This window comes from Lysinibacillus sp. TE18511, assembly GCF_054062295.1.
On record NZ_JBSSFD010000004.1, the window covers coordinates 65,851 to 88,597 of the forward strand.

28 protein-coding genes are annotated in these 22,747 nt (G+C 33.0%); 10 read left to right on the top strand and 18 right to left on the bottom strand.

Translation table 11 applies throughout. The annotated features are described in order from the left end of the window. Positions 1-20 precede the first annotated feature (20 nt). From ACVWXS_RS04130 to ACVWXS_RS04150, 5 genes are all read right to left on the bottom strand, one after another. Positions 21-413: a RidA family protein gene (locus ACVWXS_RS04130; protein ID WP_427418925.1), complete on the bottom strand. Its 393-nt coding sequence runs from the start codon at positions 411-413 to the stop codon at positions 21-23. Between the two features lie 196 nt (positions 414-609). Then, positions 610-2,106, bottom strand: a complete 1,497-nt coding sequence (locus ACVWXS_RS04135) for a serine hydrolase domain-containing protein (RefSeq protein ID WP_456956293.1) — start codon at positions 2,104-2,106, stop codon at positions 610-612. Positions 2,107-2,368: 262 nt separating this feature from the next. Further along, positions 2,369-2,515, bottom strand: coding sequence for a hypothetical protein (locus tag ACVWXS_RS04140; RefSeq protein ID WP_368634954.1), 147 nt, complete (start codon positions 2,513-2,515; stop codon positions 2,369-2,371). A gap of 190 nt (positions 2,516-2,705) precedes the next feature. Further along, the gene (locus tag ACVWXS_RS04145; RefSeq protein ID WP_456956296.1) at positions 2,706-3,908 is read right to left on the bottom strand and encodes an RNA-guided endonuclease InsQ/TnpB family protein; all 1,203 of its coding nucleotides are present in this window, start codon (positions 3,906-3,908) and stop codon (positions 2,706-2,708) included. A 558-nt stretch (positions 3,909-4,466) separates the two neighbouring features. Next, positions 4,467-5,054, bottom strand: coding sequence for an SDR family oxidoreductase (locus ACVWXS_RS04150; protein WP_456956298.1), 588 nt, complete (start codon positions 5,052-5,054; stop codon positions 4,467-4,469). 328 nt (positions 5,055-5,382) lie between these two features. Between ACVWXS_RS04150 and ACVWXS_RS04155 the strand changes: the two genes are divergently transcribed. The 6 genes from ACVWXS_RS04155 (at position 5,383) to ACVWXS_RS04180 (ending at position 9,808) form a co-directional block, all read left to right on the top strand. Continuing rightward, positions 5,383-5,724 (top strand): ATPase, encoded by a 342-nt coding sequence (locus ACVWXS_RS04155; RefSeq protein ID WP_456956300.1) that lies wholly within the window; start codon positions 5,383-5,385, stop codon positions 5,722-5,724. An 865-nt stretch (positions 5,725-6,589) separates the two neighbouring features. Next, complete coding sequence (locus ACVWXS_RS04160; RefSeq protein ID WP_456956302.1) at positions 6,590-7,714, top strand: hypothetical protein; 1,125 nt, start codon at positions 6,590-6,592, stop codon at positions 7,712-7,714. Then, positions 7,671-8,060 carry a hypothetical protein gene (locus ACVWXS_RS04165; protein WP_068984392.1) on the top strand — a complete coding sequence of 130 codons (390 nt, stop codon included), beginning with the start codon at positions 7,671-7,673 and terminating at the stop codon, positions 8,058-8,060. Before ACVWXS_RS04160 ends, ACVWXS_RS04165 begins: the two co-directional genes overlap by 44 nt. Positions 8,061-8,185: 125 nt before the next feature. Continuing rightward, positions 8,186-8,518: a hypothetical protein gene (locus ACVWXS_RS04170; protein ID WP_427418919.1), complete on the top strand. Its 333-nt coding sequence runs from the start codon at positions 8,186-8,188 to the stop codon at positions 8,516-8,518. A gap of 558 nt (positions 8,519-9,076) precedes the next feature. Then, positions 9,077-9,469, top strand: a complete 393-nt coding sequence (locus ACVWXS_RS04175; RefSeq protein ID WP_456956305.1) for a YkvA family protein — start codon at positions 9,077-9,079, stop codon at positions 9,467-9,469. A 132-nt stretch (positions 9,470-9,601) separates the two neighbouring features. Next, on the top strand, positions 9,602-9,808 hold the full coding sequence (locus ACVWXS_RS04180; RefSeq protein WP_368634961.1) for a hypothetical protein: 207 nt from the start codon (positions 9,602-9,604) through the stop codon (positions 9,806-9,808). A gap of 590 nt (positions 9,809-10,398) precedes the next feature. On the opposite strand, the gene ACVWXS_RS04185 is transcribed toward ACVWXS_RS04180, so the two are convergent. The 3 genes from ACVWXS_RS04185 to ACVWXS_RS04195 all read right to left on the bottom strand — a co-directional run bounded on the left by ACVWXS_RS04185 (position 10,399) and on the right by ACVWXS_RS04195 (position 11,845). Next, positions 10,399-10,563, bottom strand: a complete 165-nt coding sequence (locus ACVWXS_RS04185) for a hypothetical protein (RefSeq protein WP_456956307.1) — start codon at positions 10,561-10,563, stop codon at positions 10,399-10,401. Beyond that, complete coding sequence (locus ACVWXS_RS04190) at positions 10,560-11,135, bottom strand: hypothetical protein (protein WP_456956309.1); 576 nt, start codon at positions 11,133-11,135, stop codon at positions 10,560-10,562. Before ACVWXS_RS04190 ends, ACVWXS_RS04185 begins: the two co-directional genes overlap by 4 nt. A 311-nt stretch (positions 11,136-11,446) precedes the next feature. Next, a complete protein-coding gene (locus tag ACVWXS_RS04195; protein WP_456956311.1) occupies positions 11,447-11,845 on the bottom strand; it encodes a hypothetical protein in 399 nt (132 codons plus the stop codon). 240 nt (positions 11,846-12,085) lie between these two features. Between ACVWXS_RS04195 and ACVWXS_RS04200 the strand changes: the two genes are divergently transcribed. Beyond that, a complete protein-coding gene (locus ACVWXS_RS04200) occupies positions 12,086-12,514 on the top strand; it encodes a DUF3888 domain-containing protein (protein WP_456956313.1) in 429 nt (142 codons plus the stop codon). Positions 12,515-12,651: 137 nt separating this feature from the next. On the opposite strand, the gene ACVWXS_RS04205 is transcribed toward ACVWXS_RS04200, so the two are convergent. Then, positions 12,652-13,050, bottom strand: coding sequence for a hypothetical protein (locus tag ACVWXS_RS04205; protein WP_456956315.1), 399 nt, complete (start codon positions 13,048-13,050; stop codon positions 12,652-12,654). A 281-nt stretch (positions 13,051-13,331) separates the two neighbouring features. Next, entirely contained in the window at positions 13,332-13,580 is a 249-nt protein-coding gene (locus tag ACVWXS_RS04210; protein ID WP_456956317.1) for a hypothetical protein, read from the bottom strand. 261 nt (positions 13,581-13,841) lie between these two features. Between ACVWXS_RS04210 and ACVWXS_RS04215 the strand changes: the two genes are divergently transcribed. Beyond that, positions 13,842-14,561 (top strand): MBL fold metallo-hydrolase, encoded by a 720-nt coding sequence (locus ACVWXS_RS04215; RefSeq protein WP_456956319.1) that lies wholly within the window; start codon positions 13,842-13,844, stop codon positions 14,559-14,561. 369 nt (positions 14,562-14,930) lie between these two features. Here the strand turns inward: ACVWXS_RS04215 and ACVWXS_RS04220 are convergent, their stop codons facing one another. The 7 genes from ACVWXS_RS04220 to ACVWXS_RS04250 form a co-directional block, all read right to left on the bottom strand. After that, the gene (locus tag ACVWXS_RS04220) at positions 14,931-16,148 is read right to left on the bottom strand and encodes a translocation protein TolB (RefSeq protein ID WP_456956321.1); all 1,218 of its coding nucleotides are present in this window, start codon (positions 16,146-16,148) and stop codon (positions 14,931-14,933) included. Positions 16,149-16,426: 278 nt separating this feature from the next. Beyond that, positions 16,427-16,606, bottom strand: coding sequence for a hypothetical protein (locus ACVWXS_RS04225; RefSeq protein ID WP_456956323.1), 180 nt, complete (start codon positions 16,604-16,606; stop codon positions 16,427-16,429). Between the two features lie 241 nt (positions 16,607-16,847). After that, positions 16,848-17,342 carry a CDI toxin immunity protein gene (locus tag ACVWXS_RS04230; RefSeq protein ID WP_456956325.1) on the bottom strand — a complete coding sequence of 165 codons (495 nt, stop codon included), beginning with the start codon at positions 17,340-17,342 and terminating at the stop codon, positions 16,848-16,850. 188 nt (positions 17,343-17,530) lie between these two features. Continuing rightward, entirely contained in the window at positions 17,531-18,148 is a 618-nt protein-coding gene (locus ACVWXS_RS04235) for a helicase (RefSeq protein ID WP_456956327.1), read from the bottom strand. A gap of 316 nt (positions 18,149-18,464) precedes the next feature. Further along, positions 18,465-18,935, bottom strand: coding sequence for a hypothetical protein (locus ACVWXS_RS04240; protein WP_456956329.1), 471 nt, complete (start codon positions 18,933-18,935; stop codon positions 18,465-18,467). 68 nt (positions 18,936-19,003) lie between these two features. Next, on the bottom strand, positions 19,004-19,327 hold the full coding sequence (locus tag ACVWXS_RS04245) for an alpha/beta fold hydrolase (protein WP_456956331.1): 324 nt from the start codon (positions 19,325-19,327) through the stop codon (positions 19,004-19,006). Positions 19,328-19,372: 45 nt separating this feature from the next. Next, positions 19,373-20,263: a hypothetical protein gene (locus ACVWXS_RS04250; protein WP_456956333.1), complete on the bottom strand. Its 891-nt coding sequence runs from the start codon at positions 20,261-20,263 to the stop codon at positions 19,373-19,375. Between the two features lie 304 nt (positions 20,264-20,567). On the opposite strand from ACVWXS_RS04250, the gene ACVWXS_RS04255 reads away from it, so the two are divergent. Then, the gene (locus tag ACVWXS_RS04255) at positions 20,568-20,837 is read left to right on the top strand and encodes a hypothetical protein (protein ID WP_456956335.1); all 270 of its coding nucleotides are present in this window, start codon (positions 20,568-20,570) and stop codon (positions 20,835-20,837) included. Between the two features lie 324 nt (positions 20,838-21,161). On the opposite strand, the gene ACVWXS_RS04260 is transcribed toward ACVWXS_RS04255, so the two are convergent. After that, on the bottom strand, positions 21,162-21,641 hold the full coding sequence (locus tag ACVWXS_RS04260) for a GNAT family N-acetyltransferase (RefSeq protein ID WP_456956337.1): 480 nt from the start codon (positions 21,639-21,641) through the stop codon (positions 21,162-21,164). Positions 21,642-22,289: 648 nt separating this feature from the next. Between ACVWXS_RS04260 and ACVWXS_RS04265 the strand changes: the two genes are divergently transcribed. Beyond that, entirely contained in the window at positions 22,290-22,514 is a 225-nt protein-coding gene (locus tag ACVWXS_RS04265; RefSeq protein WP_368634972.1) for a hypothetical protein, read from the top strand. The last annotated feature ends 233 nt before the right edge of the window (positions 22,515-22,747 follow it).

Here is a 22,747-nt window from a genome sequence, read left to right on the forward strand (position 1 = left end):
ATTTTGTCGATTTTTACTTTTTATTTAGCGGCCCAAATATCAATTTCTATTTTAATATCAGGAAGTCCTAATGCAGTAATATAAGCGATTGTCATAGAAGGATAAGGATTGCCAAACATCGTTTCCCATTGTCGATAGAAATCATCCCAATCAATTTCTTCTGTTGCCCAAATATTAGCTTTCACCACATTGTCTGCGTTTAGTCCTTCTGATTCTAATATAATTTGGATGTTTTTTAATGTATTCTTAACCTGCTCAGTTAGTAGCGATGGCAATTCACCGGTTTGCCCTACCCCAATTTGTCCGGATAATGCGTACATTGTTGCATCTTTAGGGATGATGGTCAGATGGCTGTAATTGCCAACAGGGCTAGGTGCTTGGATTGGATTTTTACGTGTAATTCTATTTTTCATGTTCAATCTCCTCTAGGTTTTATTTTTCTAAAAAAGGGCAGACTTCTCCCTAAAAACTCAATTTTAGAAAAAAACAGCAGTTGAGAATCCAATACCCATACTTAAAAAACGCAATGATCTTTTTTTCATTTGGACTCTCCCCTTCCACCTAAAGTTCCTTTTACACTACCATATTTTTCATAATCAATCAAATCTCTTACTTATTTTCTTCTTTAGTAAAAATACGCAATAAACCTAACAAATAAAATATAACACTTGTCACGATTGCATTATAAAATAACACAGAAATTGAAGTTGGACCCCATACTTTAATAAATTCCCAATTTACCCCTATTGCAATTTTAGGGAACATCAATAAAAGTGTTAAAAATATTGCTACAACTAAAGAATGGATAATTAGGAAGAACGTCCTTTTTGCATTAAACGATACTCTAATTCGCTGTTTTTTAACAATCTTCCTCACCGTTGTTAGCAATAAAATACTTAAAAACATCACCAGTCCAACGATAGTCACACACAAAAGCGTCACGATTTTATCTATCCTTTGTAAGTTGTCAGAATGATTATTGTTAACATTTTTCCCTTCCCACAGATCCATCACACCTTGACCAATAGCTGTTGTATAGCTTGAGTTCATATTGGACAGGACGGCCACTCCTAATTGTTCATCAGGCTGCATGATGAAATAAGATGTAAATGTTGGATTTTCACCTGCATGGAGGATATATTGTTTTTTATCGCTTTCCATTACTCCCCATCCACTAGCGTAGTATGTATCCTTATCAAAAGGCTCTACAGACTGATCAGGAATATGCGATTCTTGAATTAATTTATTATCAATAGAATAAATTTGGCTACTTTCTAACTGTAGTTTTAACCATTTTGCTATATCATTCGTGTTGCTTATAATATATCCAGCAGGTATATTTCCACGATAGATAGGCGGTGTGTAAGGCTGCTCTCTCATAAGTCCGATTTTATAACCAGACGCCATCTCATTAGAATTAACTTGGTGAAGACCAACAAATGAATCATTCATATTGAGTGGCTCTAATATATGATGTTTGATATACACATCAAAGGGCTGTTTTGATACCTTTTCGACAATGAGTCCCAAAACATCATAATTGAGTGTTGCGTACTCAAATGAGCTACCTGGTTTTCGATCTAATGGCTGATCAAGTAATTTTTTCACAGTCAACTCAAGGGCATCACTTTCATTACTTTCAGGGATATTAGCTATAGTGATCGTTGGAATCCCACTTGTATGATAGAGTAACTGATTAATCGTAATCGACTGCTGCTCCCCATTATATTTTAACTTCAACCATGGGATATACTTTTGGACATCATCAGATCGTTTTAACAATCCTTCCCTCCCCAATTGTAGAATGGCTAGTCCTGTAAATGCTTTCGATGTAGATCCAAGTTCAAATAATGTATCAGAAGTAACTGGTGTTTTTGATTTAACATCGGCATATCCGAAGCCTTTTTCATAGACCGTTTTCCCCTTCTCTACAATTACTAACGATATCCCTGGAATTTTACTAATCGCCATTTGCTCTTCAACAAATTTTTCAATTTTTTGAATTTTTTCATCTGAATTTGCATTTACGATTGTTGGCGAAAAACTATAAAACGCTACTATCATAGCTATCATAAACAGATAGATTTTGGATGATTTCATTTTCATTTCTCCTTTGGATCTATGCTTTCAAAAAGTATCGCTAGGTATAAGCTAACAACATGGTTTACTATAACAGGCAATTAATACCGTAACCATCGTTTAAGATGACTAAAAACGACACTACATGACAATTTTGTAATGTACAGGTCTTTCGCTACCAATCTGTATAGACGACCACATATTAGAAAGAAATCTTACGTAACAAAAAAGACCAAGCTCAAAATAAATTGATGCCTGGTCATCATCTTTTACGCAGCAAATCGCTGTGTTATCGTTTATTTTTAATCACAACTTCTGTTACAGTTAGTAATTTCCTTGGTTTAATATTATCCATGATAATATCCGCGATATCATTAGGATCCATTAAGTTCTTTGTACGTTCCTCTGAAAATATACCGTCCGATACGAAAAACATATACATTTCTTAAAAAATGTAGACATCTCTACTGTGACACAACTTATATCTTATGACTTTCGTTCTGTGTCTTCCTTATTCTCCGAGTCTGGTTTCGCCAAAGCTACTGCCATTTAGTATGACTCTCCAAAGGCTTAAATTCCGCAGTATCGTTGCGTACACATCTAAGGCTTAGTTTCAGTTAAGCTTCTTAGATTGAATAATTTGCTAAGTTAATGCTTGCGTTCAAATCTCTATCCAACTTTAATCCACAAGAGCAGATAAATAATCTGACTTTCAGTCTCAAATCTGATTTGATTTGTCCACAAGAAGAACAAGTTTTTGATGATGGAAACCATCTGTCGGCTTCAATAAATTCAATTCCGTATTTTTTACATTTGTATTGAATTTGCCGTTTGAATTCATATAACTTCTGCCCGGCTACCGCCTTCGCCAGATGTTTGTTTTTCATCATGCCTTTTACATTTAAATGTTCCATTACAATACGAGATGGCTTGGTTTTCACGATCTCATTAGAACACTGATGTAAATGATTTGTTCGGATGTCGTTAAGTCGCTTATATAAATTACGAATTTCAGTGTTTTGTTTTTGAATATTTTTCATATTCTTTAAAGGTATTTTATAGATTGGCTTTCGTTTTTTAGTATACTCTTTCGTGTTGGCTACAAGCTTACGAGCTAGTTGTCGTTGTTCTCGCTTCAACTTTTGCTCTAATCGTTTGACTTTTTTGGTCTTGTTGATGTTCTTTTTGAACTCACCATCAGAACAAACTGCCAATTTTTCGATACCCACATCAATTCCTAAACTTTCGTCGGTCAAATCATATGGCTCAAATTCTTGCTCAAATCCAATGGATAAGAACCAATTTCGTCCGTCAAATGAAATGCGTGGATTCGAATATTTATGACCTTTTTTAAGTTTAGGAAGTGCATTGCAAGTTTTTACAATGCCAATCTTTTCACCTCTAAAACCTTCACTTGTTCGTTTTAAACTTTCATAATTTACATAAAAACTAACTTTACTTCTTCGCTTGCTTCTGAACCTTGGCTTTTCAACAATGCCTTCGAACCAACGCTTTCTAGCAATATCGGCATCTTTCACCGCCTGTTTCATCACATTGCTTCCGACTTCCTTTAGCCATTTATGCGTTGTTGGTTTCAGTTCGTTATTGATTTTTTTACGAACTTCGCCCTCTTTGACTGTACGCTTCTCGTCGTTATAAATACGTTCGCTTTCAGCCAAGAAATAATTGTAAGCCCATCTCGCAGTCCCTGCAGACTTCCAAAACAAAACCTCTTGTTCTTTAGTTGGTTTTAGTCTGATCTTTGTCCCTAGCGTTACAACATTTACACCAACACGTTTAGCAAATTTCCCAATGGACATTAATTCCATGCGTACCACCTCTCTTTCACTAAGATAAAATACTTTACCCTATTTAGAGAGGTTGTTAACATTTTTATATTTGTATATATTTTTCTTGTTCACACAAAGGCGCAACCCTTCATGCAGTCTTTCTCTCACGAGTAGACCTCTTATGCTTTCACATAAGCGCAGACTATATCTTCATCTTATCTTTTAATAAGAGCCACATTTTTCTTCCGCCATTCGCTTGCGGTTTTACTCTCCCTCAAGGAGATAGTCGTTGAACGTCTTCCTTGTCTCATTAGAGATTTAGGAGTTTCGCTGCTAAACATCCATTGCCAAAGCACTTAGCGCTACCGTTTTCCGTTGTCACGAGGATCCTTTACGGACACTGAGTAATTTTTTTCAGCTTATGCCATCCTTGTTTTTTTTCTGCTTTCGCACCGTTACGTCTGCCGTTTCCAGCTCCGCTTTGGTCACAAGGCTTTAGGAGTTAAAAGCAATTAACGTGGAGTTCGCACCAATCGCTTGATACGAAGGGTATTCTGTTATAAATCTATACTTCTATACGGGTTTGTATAGTTTCGTCTACATTTGTTGTAACAGTTTAGTTACCCAAAACTCTGTTCTCATGCCACCCATGTATACAGCACAAACATTAATGGCTGTTTCGTTTAATTCCAATGCTAGACTCTCTGTAAATCCTTTAACTCCAAATTTACTTGCACAATAAACAGATTCCGTTACTTTCCCTTCTTTACCAGCTGTGGAAACAATATTGACGATCGTTCCTTCATTACGTTCTTTCATACCTTTTAACACTTCTTGTGTACAAAAAATTGTTCCTTTTAGATTAATATCAATCATTTGATGCACTGAATCTTCACTCAAGTTTTCAGCATTATCAAAATACCCAACACCAGCATTATTAATGAGTAATTGAATTGATCCAAATTCATCTTGTATAGATTGAATGATCTGAGCGACCATTTGTTTTGAAGAAACATCAACCTCATAAATAGAATGACCATTGCTTAAAGTTTTAGCCGTTTCCTCAAGCTTTGATTTCGTTCTACCTAGCAAACAAATGTAATAGCCTAAACCCGAATATTTTTTTGCCAGTGCAGCACCTAATCCACTGCCAGCGCCTGTTATAACAACGATATTTTTGCTCATATTTATCATCCTCTCTCGCAGTTAATTATAACAGAATAGAAAATTCTATCAATAAACGAGCGTTGAATTGTATTAGTCCCCTTGCCCTAGAACTGGCATGGTAAATCTCATAAATAGGAGTTACTCCTGACATGCTAATGAAGACATATCATTACTTATGTATAGCTACTAAAATACATTGATCCAGAATAGGTTTTCTTTCATATGTTTTCTTTTTATTTATAGCAAATTGATTCATATGTCTATAGCATTTCAATAGAGTTTGAATATTATGATTATGTAATCTGCAGATTATAAAACTTTTATTTCGCAAGGAGGTGAATTTCAAATGCCTTTGACTACAGGTCCAGTTGAAAATACAGGGAATCAACCAGCAAATGCAAATAGCGTTCGTATTAAAGTTCTTAATCTCACTGGAGGTACGCTTACTGGAACAATCAGAGTTTTCAGACTAAACGGCACAAGACAACTACTATCAACAACTTCCTTTAGCGTAGGTGCTAATGCTTCTACTTTTTTCACTCGAGGTCTAGGGAACTCATTACAATATGAAGTAGAAATTGCTCCAAATCAAACTGGCGGATTATTTAGTGTTTACGGGCTAACAGCTTCAGGTGTTATCATTACTGCCCAAAGATTTGTGAACTCAGAATTAACACAGATTCTTTAAGTGTAAGAACAGGATTTTTCGTTTAAAGTATTAAAGTTAATTCAACACATCCTTTTGTACCCACTCAAGATTTTTAAAATATAATAGAAGAAAGTCACTCATTTTTATTTTTAAATGAGTGACTTTTTATTGTTCTAAGAAGATTTCTTTTCTACCTTGCTTGCGTATCTAAATATCTCCAATTGCTTGGATCATCTTGACGCTCAAGTCATTTCGTCTTTTTATAAAAGCTCCTTACTTGTACCCACTCGAAACTTATATATATTATAGAAGAAAGTCACTCATTTTTTTAATGAATGACTTTTTATAGTTCTAAGAAGATTTCTTTTCAACCTTGCTTGCGTATATAAATATCCCCAATTGCTCGGATCATCTTGACACTCAAGTCATTTCGTCTTTTTATAAAAGCTCCTTACTTGTACCCACCCGAGACTTTTTATTGTTCTAAGAAGATTTCTTTTCAACCTTGCTTCCGTATCTAAATATCACCAATTGCTTGGATCATCTTGACGCTTAAGTCATTTCGTCTTTTTGTGAAATCCCCTCACTTGTACCCACTCAAAATTTATATATATTATAGAAGAAAGTCACCCATTTTTTATATGAGTGACTTTTTATAGTTCTAAGAAGATTTCTTTTCAACCTTGCTTGCGTATATAAATATCCCCAATTGCTTGGATCATCTTGACGCACAAGTCATTTCGTCTAATTTTTATTCATTTTGACGTATAAAGTTCCAAGTCATCCCGACTTCTTTCTATTAGTATTATTTTGTAATTTTTTGGGTATGCAATGCATATAATATTAATTAATAGATACGGGCATACATTCATCGAATAAAGAATATAATTCTGGAGGGTGTTAAATGAATACAATAAAATCTTTAATTTTCCCCCAAGACTTGAATAGAATGACCAAAACTCTACTTAAAGAGGTTTGTAGTGATATGACTTTAGAAGCAACAGGTAATGTAAATGAACTAGCAAGTAGAGTATGGAACGCTTTTGAACTTATTGAAGGAGATGTTCTTACAACGATAAGCAATAATATTTTTACTGGGGCCGTTTCTTTAGTTTGGTATCGAACTACAAATCCAGCTGGTTTAACTGGACTTAAACAAAGTATTATTAATAAAATGCCATTTAACCCTTTCGAAACAGTAATTACACCAAATTGCGAAAATGTTCCCATTGAACCTGCCATTATTGCTGCTACTGAAATCGAAGGTTCACAAGCATATTATTTAAGGTTTATTCATAGAACAGGGGTAAATGTAGATTACTTTTTAACTAACCGAAGAGAATACATTAAACATGAAATTACGACAGTTTATATTGATGAAGTTAAGGGAATAATTGAAGTACGAGCAAGTTCAGCTGTTGCAAAGAAAATTATTGCTGGATTAGCTAAAATTGTAGATGAAGAATATGAATTCAAACAATATGATTTCTTACAGAAGTATGGCGGAACTCTTGAGCCTTTAGCTGATGTTCTTCAAGGAAGGCTTATTGATGCTACAGGAAGACCAGCAGGATTAGTAAATACATTTGAAGAAACGCAAGGTAAATCTATTGTAAGAATACTTTCTGCAATTGATGAATACTATACTAATGGTGAATTATCAGCTCTTGAGCAAAACTTAAATAGCGAAGATATTACCAGCATTTTAGAAACAACACCTTTTACTTTGTTACTTTTAAGTGGTCTTGAAACAATAGGATTAGGTAGCATTAGAGAGTTAAGGGGCTTACCATTGTATAATTATTTAGAGCCTTATTTATCCAAACAAAAAGGATCAATACTATTTGAACATAGTGTTGGTGGCGTAGTACAAGAATATTCTATTCGAATTGGCGTAACTACAAAGACATTTAAGTTCAATGTATTTGCGTCTGAACATGTATTGGATTATATTAGAGAAAAATTGATTTTGCGAGGTAAAAGTTGTGAGCAATTTAAAACCATGGGAAATTTCTCAAAAAATAGATAATGCACTCGAGGCAATTGCTATAAGTAAAGTTGATAAATTTTACCATAGTTATATTGCAGAAATAACTGGCTTACCTCTTGGAGTAGTTATTGATAAATTATCTGAATTAGAAAAACAAGAAGCGCTCGTTATAGAATTAGAATTCCACTGTGAGGAATGTAGTAGAAGTATTTTAACTGCCAATAAACATGAATTGGAAAATATGGATTCTCTTACTTGTAAGTATTGTGGGGCCGAAAATTGTTTTGATCCTTTAAACGCTATTCCAATCATTAAATTAAGTGAAGATTTCAAACAAAGTTTTTCTAAAAAAAAAATAATAACAAAAGGGCTAATGTCGGGTTAAGTAAACAAAATAAACCTGAGAGTTTAAGAGAAATTATTGATATTTTAGCAAAAGAAAATTCTGGTCAATTATTAGATACAGTATCGAAACTCGGGCAAGTAACTATTATTTTAGGAGATGGTTATATGGGTGAATCTAGTAAATATGGTGGTTTAACTTTCGGAGAAAACAAAGGTAATATAACGATTGAGAACAACGGTACACTGAATCAAGGAATAGCTAGCCGATCTGATGATATTATTCTTGCGTTAAAACAACTTCACGAAGATATTCAACGCCTATCAGATGAACAACGAGAAATTGCAGAAGCGCATTTTGAACTCCTTCAAACTCATATAAACAATGGAGATAAAGAGAAAGCTCAAAAACCATTAGAGAAATTAACTGCAATACTTGGTGTTATTACCTCTCTTATAACTATTGCTTCTGCCTTAGGACTTGGAATCCCTTTAAAATAATAATTTTTATGAGATTAAAAATTAAACTGCCCTTCAATTGTCGGACACATCTAACCCTAGGACCCTAGGAGGTGCAATTTTCATGTGGAGAAATATAGTATATAACTATAGAACGATAAGCCTGACACACCGTCACGCCCTAGTATTTTGGACGCTTTCTCCACTTTACAATTGCCCTTTATTCTATAGTTGTCATGTTATTAGATCCCATTACATATATTAGTTTCGGGATAGCTTCTTTAGCATCGCCCCAAGCTGTAATCGCATTTTGCTATCCCACCACTATTGTTATTTACTTAGATTGTTCGGTAAGATTTTTTGAAAAGCAACTACCTTTGGGGATTGAGGCTGAGACATAAGTATCTTTTCAAAGCAAAATTAAAAAAATCAGAAGAGCGCGCGAAATCAACGTTTCTAAAATTGATTTCTCGCGCTTTTTAAGGTTTTGACCAGTTAAGTCCCATCCTCTTTCATTTAATCCTCATATTGTTCATTAGTTTTTATTTCCCTTTTTACTTAGATAACTTATACTTCATAGTAACGAAGGGAAGATCTTCAATGAACAACAGTTTAATTTCAACATTAAAAGCCTTTGCAAAAAAATTAAAACAAAATTTATTTGTACTTTATCTGTCCTATAAAGATCCCAGAACACCATGGTATGCTAAGCTTGTGGCAATGTTCGTAGTTGCATATGCTTTTAGCCCAATAGATTTAATTCCAGATTTCATTCCTGTTCTAGGGTATCTAGATGATTTAATAATTGTACCTTTTGGAATTATTCTCGCTTTAAAATTAATTCCTCCACATGTAATTGAGGATAATAAAGAAGCTGCTGAAAAGTTGAAACTATCTGGAAAACCAAAGAATTGGTTTGTTGGAATACTTTTTATAATTATCTGGATTATCTTTGCTGCTTGGATTAGTAAAATTATTATTCAACATATTTAAAGTATTATTCAGCAAAATTCCTCCTCCCTTTCTGCACCATTTCTTTCTATAGCCCCAAGCGGCTCATTAGACGCCCCCAGGAGGCTCTGCTCTGCGCGAAAGCGAAGCGTCAATTCATTATGAGGTGATATTATGGAGAATGATAAATCGGTCTGCAAGGTTTGTGGTTACGACTCTTTTGCAACTGGGCAACTTGGACATGGTAGTTTTACTACAGACAGTAACGTTAGGCCTATAGGATCTTTAATTGCTTCTGGTTCCCCACTTATTTTGTCATTTTGCAAAAATTGTGGAGAAGTGACTTCAATCAAAGTTGCTAAACCTGAAAAATTCAAATAATTACTCGTAATTTATTAGGGTCACTTTCAACCGAGTGACCCTTTAATAGTTTCTTTTCTCAAATTGTGCGGTAATTAAATTAATCCACCGTTCTAAAAATTTTCTAATTATGTTATGCTTTGATATACGATAATCCACATTTCAGGAGGTATCTATATATATATGAAAACACATACTACAATTGGGAAATTCATTTATTGGATAGGCTTCATTATGTTTATAAGTGGACTTGGAACGTCACTCGGTCCATTTAGTTACAATTCATTTATTCCGAACAAATCTGTAGCACTACTATACATTTTTATAGGCATTGCTTTTTTGTTAACTTCAAACTTTTTTAAAAATAGAACTAATCGATAACCAAATATTTTTTCTTTACTGCACAATATTTATCAGATATTCTAACTAATCTTTCTTTACTTTGCACACGATATTAGAGCCTCATTCAAAATGCATTAACTAAAGCTCTCAATTTTAAACCTCACATACATGGTTCGCCGAAACTAACTAACCTGCTTAATTAGCTCAATAAGAAAAGCTGCCTTGACTTCTGCAGCTTGTTAGCTAATCGAAGAAAAAAACCCTTATATTTATTCAACGTGGAACATATTTCCTATTTCTCCACTTGCTTTTGGTAAATCCATTCCCTTTTCCCAAATCAAAATTTTATCTTTTGGAGTTCCATAATAAATCGTTTTTATTTCTACACCACGAACTTTTTCTTGGTCCTTAATTTTTCCCAGCTCTAAATTCATCCTTCTTTATCGTAAGTGTTCCTTGTAAGGTTGAGCTTTGGCATATAAGTACCTCCGCCTGCTACCAATTCCTTTGTTTCAACATCATAAATTGCATATCTACTTCTAAATTCTTTTTCTGTGTCTTTAAAGGAATAAAAGAAATAAACTTGCCTATCAGGGCTAACAGTCTGATGGTATTTAATATCTATATTTGGGTAGGGACGAAGAATATTTCCATCAAAAGTTATATAATTTAATCCTTCTACTTCATTAAACAATAACTTTTTTCTAAAATTTACAGATGCATCAGGCATTTCTTGAAAAAGAACAGTATCCACATGTATTTGCTGTTGCTTTGACCGTTGCTTATATCTTTGATAAAGCTCCTGATGTACAGGATCCTTTAAGTCTCTTAATGCCTGGTAAAATTCATCTACAGTTTCATCAAAAACTTTTTCCTTATTTGCAGGATATAAATATTCAATTTTATCTGAAGCTATAGATTGTGAATAAACAGGATTTCCTATTAACACAGAAAGACTGCACGAGAATATAAACGTATACAAACTAATTAAGAATGGATTTTTCATGTAGGTTACTCCTTTTTAAAAGTAACGTACCCTAAATGTTCTTTAACTATCCTACTCCGTTAGAATAACAAAAAAAGAGCTACCTAAGCAGCTCAGCGACCTTCAAGTAAGGATACGATTAGTTCTTTAAGATACACATATTCTAACCTTTTTGTTTTTGGTATTCCTCTGACGGTATGAGATTCTCCAACTCGAAAAAAAGCGTTTCAATTTATTATAGAAGCGCCCCCATTAGCTTTCCATGAAGCGCAATAAACTGCATTTCATCACAGAAAATGAAAGATGATTTAAGTTCTTTCGTGGGAGTTGAATTAACGATTGGGATTACGGTCAATAAACTCATCGATTTCATCCGATAACATAAAAACAAGGTGAAAATAATCTTTTTCTGTCATCGGACCTTCAACTCTCCACTTTTGCATTTCTTTATAGTGGAAATCATAAAAATAACCTACTACATCATGTCTCGATACTCCCTGTTTCTTTGCCATATCCGCTATAGAAAGTCCTTTTTTCCAATATTTTTCATATTCATCAAGACTTATTCCTAAAAATTTGGATATTGCATCATAATCGTATTTGACATGGTAAACTAGAGTTCCTTCGTCACTTTTCCCTTGTTCTTGTTCATTTTTTTCTGCATGGACTACTAATGAAAAAAATAAAGCTAAGGTAACGAAAAGAAGTAATCCTTTAAAAATAGACTTCAATATCGAACCTCCTTTTTTCTTTATTGTGTGAGGTTTTTGATATATTATGTCCATCGTTTAAAAAACTTAAATAAGCGTAAACAAGCCTGCGCCGTTAGTTGACTCTATTACCTACCTCGAATGATTTCCTTTCTATTAACCTAAATCGCCCTATAGCTTATTTTGAATAAAAGTGAAATATTTGGTAGAGATAAATTAATCTTTTACGAACAAAATAAACATTAAAAAGGAGGTGCAAAAATGAAAAAAATTATTATAGTTCCTTATTTTTTACTGTTATTTCTAATATCAACAACATTAACTTCTGCTGAATCAGATTATTATCAGCCTGCTAAAGATTCTAAAGAAGAATTAGTAATGGACTTATTTTTTTCACTACTATTACCCAATATCCAAGAAGCAGTTTCTAATTACTATTCAGACTATCTTACCGAGAGTCCTTTGGTGTATCCATATCAAATAAATATTTTAAATTTGGAAAGAATAGGAACAAGTTTTGTGTTTTCAGTAACCCTTGAAGTCACTCCAGTTTTGGGTGCACATAACCCAGTAGGAAGAGACCAACTAATGTTTTCTATAGCTCCAAATGAAGTCAAACTTAAAGATTTTAAACACATGGAAACTTTTGAACTTCCACCGCATTTGCAAAACATCATAAAGAAAAAGTAAATGATTGATGGTTTGAATTTTTGGATTTACTCCCCATTTTTTTGTTTTTTTATGCCTAACCTTCAAGTAATTTAGCCAATATCTTCAATTATTCTGCCCATTAGTTCAACAAGGAATTATAATGATCTTATAAATCCCTATATTCCGTAATACTTTTTATAAAAATTCAGGACTTCTTCTACATTAAAATCCTCAAAATCTTCTTTACATTTCCGTAAATAGCTTAATTCTTCCTTTGCCTCTAAAGTATTCTTTTTTTTGAGATAACCCAGTGTCTTTTCCAACCCTGCACCACATAATAGTTGAACATCAACATAGCCATGTGTATCAAAGTCCTTTTCCTTTGCTCTCCAAATTAACAGCGTATCATCAACACATCCTAAAGCAAATAATTGAATACATAGTGTTTTTAAGTATTCGTTATCTTCAGACGATTCATTCTCTATTTCTTCTTTTAATAAATTTCTGATTCTATCAACAAAATCTATCTTAGGTACTAAACCAAAATTTTTTAAAAGTTCTTCAGTTTTATCCATAAATCACAGTTCCCCCTGTTTTCCATATGATGAACTATATTCTCCTAATTCATTGTACTCCTTCTTGAACTAACCTTCCCGTTAGCCATCCATGAAGCGCAATTGTAATCACTCCTATCAAATTTTTTACAGAATTTAAAAAACAATATCATTGAAGTAAATTTTCTTACATTACCTTGTTTTGCCCTTTTAACATAGGTGTGCTAATAAAATTTTGAGAACCTCAAAGAGCATAAACCCATTCTGAGCTGTAGCGCGTGACGACGCTGCGGCTTTTTATTTTATAATCTTATCCATTCAACTTTAAAAGCATCTGGCTCACCATCTTCATCAATCAAACAGTGTTCCGCGTAACCCACTTGATCAACAATTTTGCCATCTTCGTCATTAAGTACATAAACATAAATTAAGATAAAGTCATATTCAAGACTATTTTTTTGGATAGTTGCTCCTTCTACATAACCTGCTTCAAATAAATATTTTTCAGCACCTGAAAGAGACAATCCTTTTAATATAAATAAACTAACCATAATATCCTCCAAATTCCTTTAATAGAATAACATAGTATATATTTTGTATAATTTATCACACGAAGAAAACCATTGTGAATTTTCTCAAAAAACAGTTTATTTAATTAGTAATATGGTATACTTTTCCTTATTAAAAAAGGAGGTACAGTCCAATGGTAAAAAAATAAAATGAGAAAATCTCAAATTATTTTATTTTCTTTAGAATAAACATGTAGATTTTCTCTTTCATAGAATAAATATCTAAAATAGAGGAGAAATAACATGTTAAATAAATTAAGTGATACTATTTATTATTTATCAAATCAAGATGATAGAGAACGACCAACATTAGGAATAGTGTGTGGCGACCAATATAGTCTAATAATAGATTCTGGCAATTCAACGCAACATGCTAAAGATTTTTTATTAGAAATCGAGAAACTAAATGTACCACCTATCAAGTATTTGGTCATTACCCATGCGCATTGGGATCACTTCCTTGGTATGAATGAATTTGATGCAACTGTTATCGTTAATAGTCAAACGGACGAATTATTAAAAGAATGGCAAAGTTATAGGTTTGATGATAGTTCCCTTCAAAAGTATGTGAATACTAATCAGATGAGTGCTAAGTGTATGGAGATTATACAAGTTGATATACCAAACCGAGAGAGTTTTAAATTGAGCTCTCCAAATGTAATTTTTGAAAATACATTAACCATTGACTTAGGTAATAAAGTTTGCAAAATTGAAAGAATCAAAAGTACACATACAGACGACACTACAATTATTTATATTCCTGATGAAAAAGTTGTTTTTTTAGGTGATGCTGCATACGGTACAACCACAAATTCTCTTTATCATTTCAAGCAATCATTGTTATTGCCTATGATTAAAGACATTCAAAAATATGATGCTGAAATGTTCCTGCTTGGTCATGAATCGATCTGTGATTCTGATGAAATGAATATCTATTGGGAAGAGTTAACCACAGCAAGTTAAGCTGTAAAATCCACCTCGTTAATAAATGCATTAGAATGCTTTAAGGTAGAAAATAAAAGAGATCCAAATGAAAATGAATTATTTTTCATAAAAGCATTTGTAAATGACCAAATAGTTCAATCAGAATAATTTTATAGAAGACACCCGTCAAATATAATTAGTACCACTTCATTTAAAACTGATATGAGGTGGCTTACTTAGTATTAATTTTAAGGAATCCCTCTTCTACTTTAGTTTGTCCTGCTCTCGGTATGTTCCAATTCATGTGTAAAATAGCCATCTATCAAAAAAATCAAGGATAGATGGCTATCTGTCGTGCTTACCAGAAAGGTGAGCATATTTTTTATTTCGGGAGGTAGGTTATTTCAATTACTTTTTATTGAAAAAAGTTGGTGCAGAGTCTACATTTTTTAACCACAGATGTTCTAGACCATCTATTTTATCTTTAACCCAAACATCTCCTATGTTTTCTTTTTCAGATGTTCGATACCAAGTAATAGTTGAACCAACTACTTGAGGTGTATTATCTATTTTATTGTTCTTTGGAAATGTAAGCTGCTCTTGTTCTCCTGATTTAATGTTAATTACATATAACGAGGTAAACATAGTTGGAACTGATCCCTCTTTCCACTCTTTGTTTTCTTTTGCCCGAGCAACAATTATTTCATCTGGAGAAAGCCATTCCAAATCAAGGTCAACATACCCTTTTGGTGTGTATTCCTTTCGTTTATTCAAAGTAGGAATATCGGTAACGGCTGTATTTTTGTTTACAACGTAAAACCTTCCTTCACCCGATATAAAGGCTAGTTGATTTTTTGTAGGAGCCCACTTGATCCAATTTTCATTCCCAAGCATTTTTCCTATAACTTGAAGGTGGTCTCCTACTGATGAAAGCACAGATAGTGTATTGCTATCATTGGACCAAGACGCAGTGGGTGTTAATAGAAAGCTAACCCAGCTACCATCAGGACTCCACTTAAAATATGCTGCATCAATTGCAAATAAGTCGGTTGTATTTGTTTGAATGGTGTAAAAAGGCTTGATTTTATTCGTATTTAGATTGGCATCTACGGGCACTTTAAAAAGACGAACTGGTTCCCATCCAGTAGGAAGTAAATTAGATTGAGATGAAACGATAAACGCTTTTCCGTCGGGGAACCATTCAAAATCACTAACACCTAGAGATACATTTTCAAAGCCTTGTGGTCGCCCATTTTTTGTTTTTGTAACACTTAGGACACCACCTGAATTGTAAGCTAGTTGATTTGATGTTGGCGACCATTTTATTTGACTTGTTTCAATTAATGGATACGGTTGATAGCTTTCCTTTTCCTTCAAATCATAAATATACAAATACGTTTTTTCACCCTTCTCATCACCTGCTAAATAGGCAATAAACTGCCCATCTTTTGACCACTGTGGAGAGGATACATACTGACCTGTTGTAAGCTGTATTTCTTTATCGCCATCTTTCATCCAAAGCTGGTGGTCTCGAATAAAAGCAGCTTTAAGTGGAACTTCAGCAGAAGCACCTGTTAAAAAGTTAAAACTAACAAATAGTATTAATAATAATATCCTAATTGCCATTAATCACACCTCCATTTAATAGGATGTCTTTACGAATGACAAATATTCGACCAGTGAACCTAACAGTATCTGGCACCAATCAGTGACAAATAAATCATTTTGTCCACGACGTTTACGTCACGTGGTTCCATAATAAATAATCGTTGCTTTCCACCGCTCCCATATTGAACAACCTCCATCGCTAGCTCAAAAAGCGATTGCTCTTATTGAACAATCGCGCCCGTTTGTTGAATTAGGAAATTCCTCTTAACGTTACCGAGTAGGTCCGGCCTATTGCGTTAATCCTCGTGAATTATGTAAGAAAAAGAAACGTTATTCCAAAGCCAATCTCGGAAAAAATCCTCTACTGCTCTTTTCATTTCTTTGTCGTCCATATCCTCGTCTATACCTAATTCTTGTAAATTGACTGTTTCTTTTACATATTTTGTAGTAACTGAAAAAGTAACTGTTTTACTCATTTATTAGTCCTCCTGTTTCCCTCATATTTTAGTTCTAATATTACTCAACATCTTCTGGATTGTACCTCTTATTGAACTAAACTTCTCTGTTAGTAAAAAAGCGACTGCTCCATTGAACACTCGCCCCCGTTAGCCCTCCATAAAGTTCAAAAATCAGTGCTACATCATAGAAAATGAAAGATGATTAGCTTCTTTCATGGGCGTTTAAGTGTAAAGCTTCACATTCTAAGGTTGGAGACACTTATTTCTTCCATCCTACCGCTATATCATTAGAGGGGAATTCGATAACCAATTTAATTTGAGGTGAATAAATATATCTGCCCCAATTTCTAACTTCTTCAACTCTGTGTATAATTCTAATCAGTTTTGTTTTAATAACATGTTGATAGTTAAGGTCAATAATATAGCATATTTCATTATTTACATTATGATTTTTAATTACTAGTTCTGCTAATGCATCTTCATAGTCAACAAGGTTAGAGAATATAGTTTTGTAAAACATTAGTGTCCATTCAATTCCATTTCTGTAAAATGGAAATTCTTTGAATAATTCATCAGTAATTTTTTTTGAATCTTCTTTTGATAATATTTCTACTTCCTCTTCAGAATCAGTATTCGGAAATAACTCATTAACTTCCTCTAAAACAGTTTCGTATTCTCTTTTTTCCTGTTCTTTTATTCCTTTTTGTTTTTGCTTGGCTAGCAACTCTTTTAAACGTTCCTTTTTATCCTTCACCATATTCACCTAACTATTTTGTTTATTATATTTGATAGTATATCAATTCCACCTTTCACTAACCTCCCCCATTAATTCAATAAGAAAAAAAGAGCTGCATATGCAACTCAATGATCTTCAAATAAATGCACCCGTTAGTTCAGAAAGTTCTACACTATCGGGTCTTGGTAGTATGGTTGTTTTAGATTTTACATTTGTTCCTTTTGCTGCAACAACGCATTCATCTTATTCACATTTTCAAATTCATTATACTTGTCCTGTAGTGTTTTTTCACAAAAGATAAAATGATCATTAGGGTTCCAAACGTGTAGATGATCAGCACGATATCCTCGAAGCCACAAAACACCGTTAATTCGTCTTAGGTAGAAGCCTTTCGGAAACTCATCATCTTCAGTTAGTATCTCTGATGCTATTGTGACGGAGCCTGATGGAGCTTGTTGTTGCTTTAAAGGATTTCCTGAATAACCCTCAAGCTGATCCAGATACTCCATCCTTAGGTGCGGTCCCAACTCAAGTGGACACAATTTCAACCCAAGTTCATTAGCTCTTTTAAAGATTCGATCCGTATTAGCTCCGTCAGGAAAGCCAAGGTTTCCAACAGTTAGTTCAACAGTCTGTAGGCTGGACTTCTTATTAGAAGTCGTAAATTTATCATCAGCAAATAACTTCTCTCCATACTCATTCATCAAGATAGAGTACTGTTGCAATTTCTGAATAAGCTGTGATTTAGTAAGTCCGCCTACTTCCACTATTCTGGTGATAAATGGACAATAAGGATATATTTTATCATCATTTTCAAAGCGCAATTGTAGTCACTCCGATCAAATTTGTTACAGAATTTGAAAAACAAAATAGAAGATTACATTTAATCATTCTACAAATACCCATTAATCCCCTTGTTCAACTAAACTGAAATGTTAGGAAGGAAGGAAGAAAACAGACTAAAAAAAAGCAACCTTTTGGCTACTTCATCATCTGAACTAAAATATTGTTTCTTACTTTATTAGAAGATCGTTTAACATTAATGGTTACCCAAAATGGTGAATTTTTATATTCATTAATAGAATTGAATTTTATTTTACAGTCATCTATATAGATTGTTCAGCTGGTGTACTTCATTAGTTACTCCTTAAGAAAATCAACGATCATTTTCTTTTCACGCTCTGGCAACATATGCATGTGTCCGCACCCTTTTAGCATATGAACTGTGTTATTTGGTATGATTCTTTTTGCTCTTGGTAATACTTTTCTCGCGGGAAATAAACAATCTTTTTCTCCTGCCATAATAAGTGTCTGTGCTTTACACTGTTGCATTAATCTCTCATTCACATTGGATGGCATCCCTACTTTTGTTTTTACATGATCAAAACTATCTTTCACCATATCCAAAGTATCTTTATCAAGAACTTCTTCTTTAAGAGCCATAAATAAAGCCGTTTCTTTTATATATTTTTCTATCTTTGTTAGTTTATATTTGAGTAGTGGTATCATCATTTTCACGGTACTGATTGGAAAGGCATTATTAATACCTGATGGCACAATTAATACGGATTTTTCTATCTTTTCCGGTGCGATACACATCAGTTTTGCCAAAACTCCGCCTCCAAACGAAACCCCAAAACAAGCTATTTTATCAAATCCAAGTCCAATAATAACGTCACTTACCCACACTTTCCATAATCATAATTTCTAGGAGAGAGGCTCACTTCATCGCTTTTTCCAGGGTGACCAATAATATCAACCGCATAGATGTGAAAATCCTTAAGCAGGAATCTATACATTAGTAAATTATAGGCAGTTGTACTATTCCCGCCATGAAATACTAGCAATGGTTCACCTGATAGATTGCCAGTTTCAATGATATGCGTTCTTCCAAAACGAGTATGAACGTAAACATCTTTACATGAACAATCCAATTTATTCAATTGAGCATCATAAAGCTTTAAAGACATTTCTCTTCCCGATTGTGTTTTGTATATACTCATCTGGTCCTCTCCCTCCTACTATTGAAGATTGCAGCGTTATTAAAATCAATCTTTTCTTTTTACATCTAACTGTGTTACATCAGATTTTTCACCTAAAAGATATGCTGTGATCATTTCCTTACTTAGAATCATACAGTTGACATATTCATATATCCCTATATTAGAATTTCTTGAATTTCCATGTGCAGCAGCTTTATTCCGAAGTCTAACTAATTTACCGCAATAATCAACCTCCCTCTCCAATTTTAAAAAAAGGAGGGTATTTTTAATTTTTCTTCGTTGAGTTAATATTTCTTCTAACATCGGAACTATCAGGTTATTAATATCATGATCCTTTCCCTCCTCTTTAAATTCTTCATCAAATAATTCTTTGAGTAAATTAGGTATTACTGAAGATATGGCATCATCAAAAACTTTTTGATGATGATTTTTATAAACATTATTAGAAATTAATTCAATCGGTTTGTATACAGATAAAAATGCTTCTTCATACAACTCAAGTTCTGATAACTTTAAAGAGCGAGAATAATAATACAGAGATTTTTTAATAAGTTTTTGTTTCTTAGCTTCCATCTCAAATAACAGAGTTAGAGCATTATTTATTTTAATTATGTTTTTGTTTTTAGTTTCCTTAGAATGGACCCACTTGGTCATTGGTAAATTTTTCGTTTTTGAGATCCTATAACTGGTAGTAATAGTTAAATCTATATTGTACATAAAATTTAATAAATCTATCATAAAACGTATATCTTTATTCGCTTTTTCTTTATCTTCTACATCAACATAAATAGATAAAGTATTTATAGAACCAGAACGATTAGTACTCCATTCACTTAGTAGATAAAAATTATGTATTTTAAACAAATTATTACGTGGTAACTTAATTAAAATCTTATTATTGTTTAAATCTTCCAATTCTAATGTTGTGACAAACATTTTTATCCTCCCCCAAAATTTTTAATAAAGAAAAGTTAAAAATTCAACCTCACAGAGCCAATGGTAGATTCTGTATTAAATAGTTTTAAGGTTAATCATTTGCTCTACAATAATGTTCTTACTATTACATGATCTAGATTTGATTTTTTCTTAATATCCTCATATTGTGCAGTACTTTAGCCAACCCAGAAAAATCCCCAATATTTAGATGTTGAAAATTTTCTACACCTAAATTAGGATATCTAAGTACCTGATTAATTAAAAAAACATTTTCACAAATAATTTAAACTAAGGCGTTGATGATATGTTAGATTTTGTTTCAGATCTTTTATCTGGAATACTTTTTAATGGTAGTACAACTTTAAATACTAATAAAATCGATAAAAATATAGAAAAATTACAACAGTATAATTGGTTTAATGAAATTTATCATGATGATAAGTATCGCAAATTATTTTTTGCAAATCGTAACGTTAGAAATTACCTTCAAAATAATTTTCGTGTTAAAAAAATTATTAAGAAAACACAAGCTCAAAAGAGATTCATATATTTTTTAAATAAACAATTGAAGTAAAATGTTGGTCTAGCCATTTTTGTTGCTGCACATTTTCTTTCATATGCGTAAAAATACACTGTTCCTGGCGCTACTACCTCATCCTAATCCCTCAAGCTTACGTCTTATAAGTGATTCACCTTCAATCTCTACAGTGTCACAAAGATATTCTGCTAGATACAAATGATACACTTGCGCCCTTTGATACATATTAGTAAGATAATTTCCAAGGTTTGATGCAAAACTGTCCGAAAAACATAAACCAGAGTTAATCTACAAAATGTAGAATCAACTCTGGTGACGATGGTAGTAAAAATTCCCGTTACTTTTATGGGTGTTCTAATATTATTTTATTAATTGTCTCAAGATAATTTCTTCGCCGATGCGTCCTATCAGCCTCTCATTTGTATCTTCAAATCCTACTTTTAAATATAGCTTTTGTGCTGGTATATTATCTTTGTCTACAACTAAAACAAGTTCATTGCAATTAGGGAATTCTGTTTTAACAAACTTAACTAGTAATGTCATGCCTTGTTTTGCGTAACCTTTTCCTTGCTCTGTATGATTAATTGATAGTGCAGTTAATAACAGAGCGTTCAAATTATTAGAGTATTTCTTTACTCTTTCATTTGAATTTAAGAGAAAGAAACCAACGGGTGTATTATCACTTAAAATAACAATACGATACTGTCCTTCAGTAACTTCCTCAAATTTGCTTGGAAGTGAAGAAAATTGTTTTTGTTCTTCTGTAAGTACAAAAGTGTTCAATTCTTCAATATATTCACTTGAAAAATGCTTTAATTCAACTCTTTTCAATTTTTCCATATGATATTTCTCCATTCATATTTTCTATACTCTACCATTTAATTAGGTTTTGGTCATTTTTTTTTTGAAATATCTAAATATAAATTATCAACGTTTTTGTTTACTTCTTGAATTACTGAAAAAATAAATCTTTCTCTACTGCACATTTTCTTTCGATTAATCACAATGCAATGTTACTGCCACCTAACTCTTTTCCGTCTCTCTCGCCCTTTCCTAATATTACCTAAAATTGTATCAAGTAATACCCACATTTCATTTTGAGTGGATGGATCAAGGACTTTGTTTTATGGCTTAATATCGAGTAATTTCTTGGTTTCCCTTCCAATACTGTTCCTTGGAAAGCTTCATCTGTTTACTGCGCAATTGCTTCAAAAGCATTTTACAATCGGCTTTTCTATATGATCTTTAGTCTCTTCACCAAAAGTTGTGGATGACATTTGTTAAGATCTATACCTTGGATATAAGTTAGAACGGAAATCAACCACACGTAATAATGATGAGCCGTTCTTTAACTTTGTTATCCATTACCAAAAAACTAGTGTTCATATTTGTTCCTCATTCACCTTTCTTTCTGTTATTTCAAATCTTTATCAAACAAGCACCAATACAATCAAAATACATATAATGCAATTGAAAGGAGTGACAATCATGCCTTGGCAATATAAAATTAGATATTTATTAGGTCAGCCAGTTGGTGTTTCCTTTACAAACGGTCAAGGAACTTCCGGAGTATTGTGTGGTGTTTCTGGCGGAAAACTACAAGTGATGGAATACTTATATCAAAGTCAATTTGCATTAAAACAATATGACTTTCGGATGATTAACGATATTAACGGGTTCCCATCTTGTCATATGCAACAACCGTTATATTAGCCGAATATAAATCATAAGGCTGAAGCTTAAGCATCTCAAATACGATATAAATCTTGCTGTGCGGAATCAAAAGAAAGAATATGATAGTGAATTAGAAGAGGACAGATTACGTATTATTACCGCAAATCTAAAACCAATAAGTAGAGTTACATTGTGAAAATGTTCAATGCCATAAAAAAGCATCAAAGCGAGAGCTTTCTGCCCATATATTGAGACACACTTTTTCTAAGCTT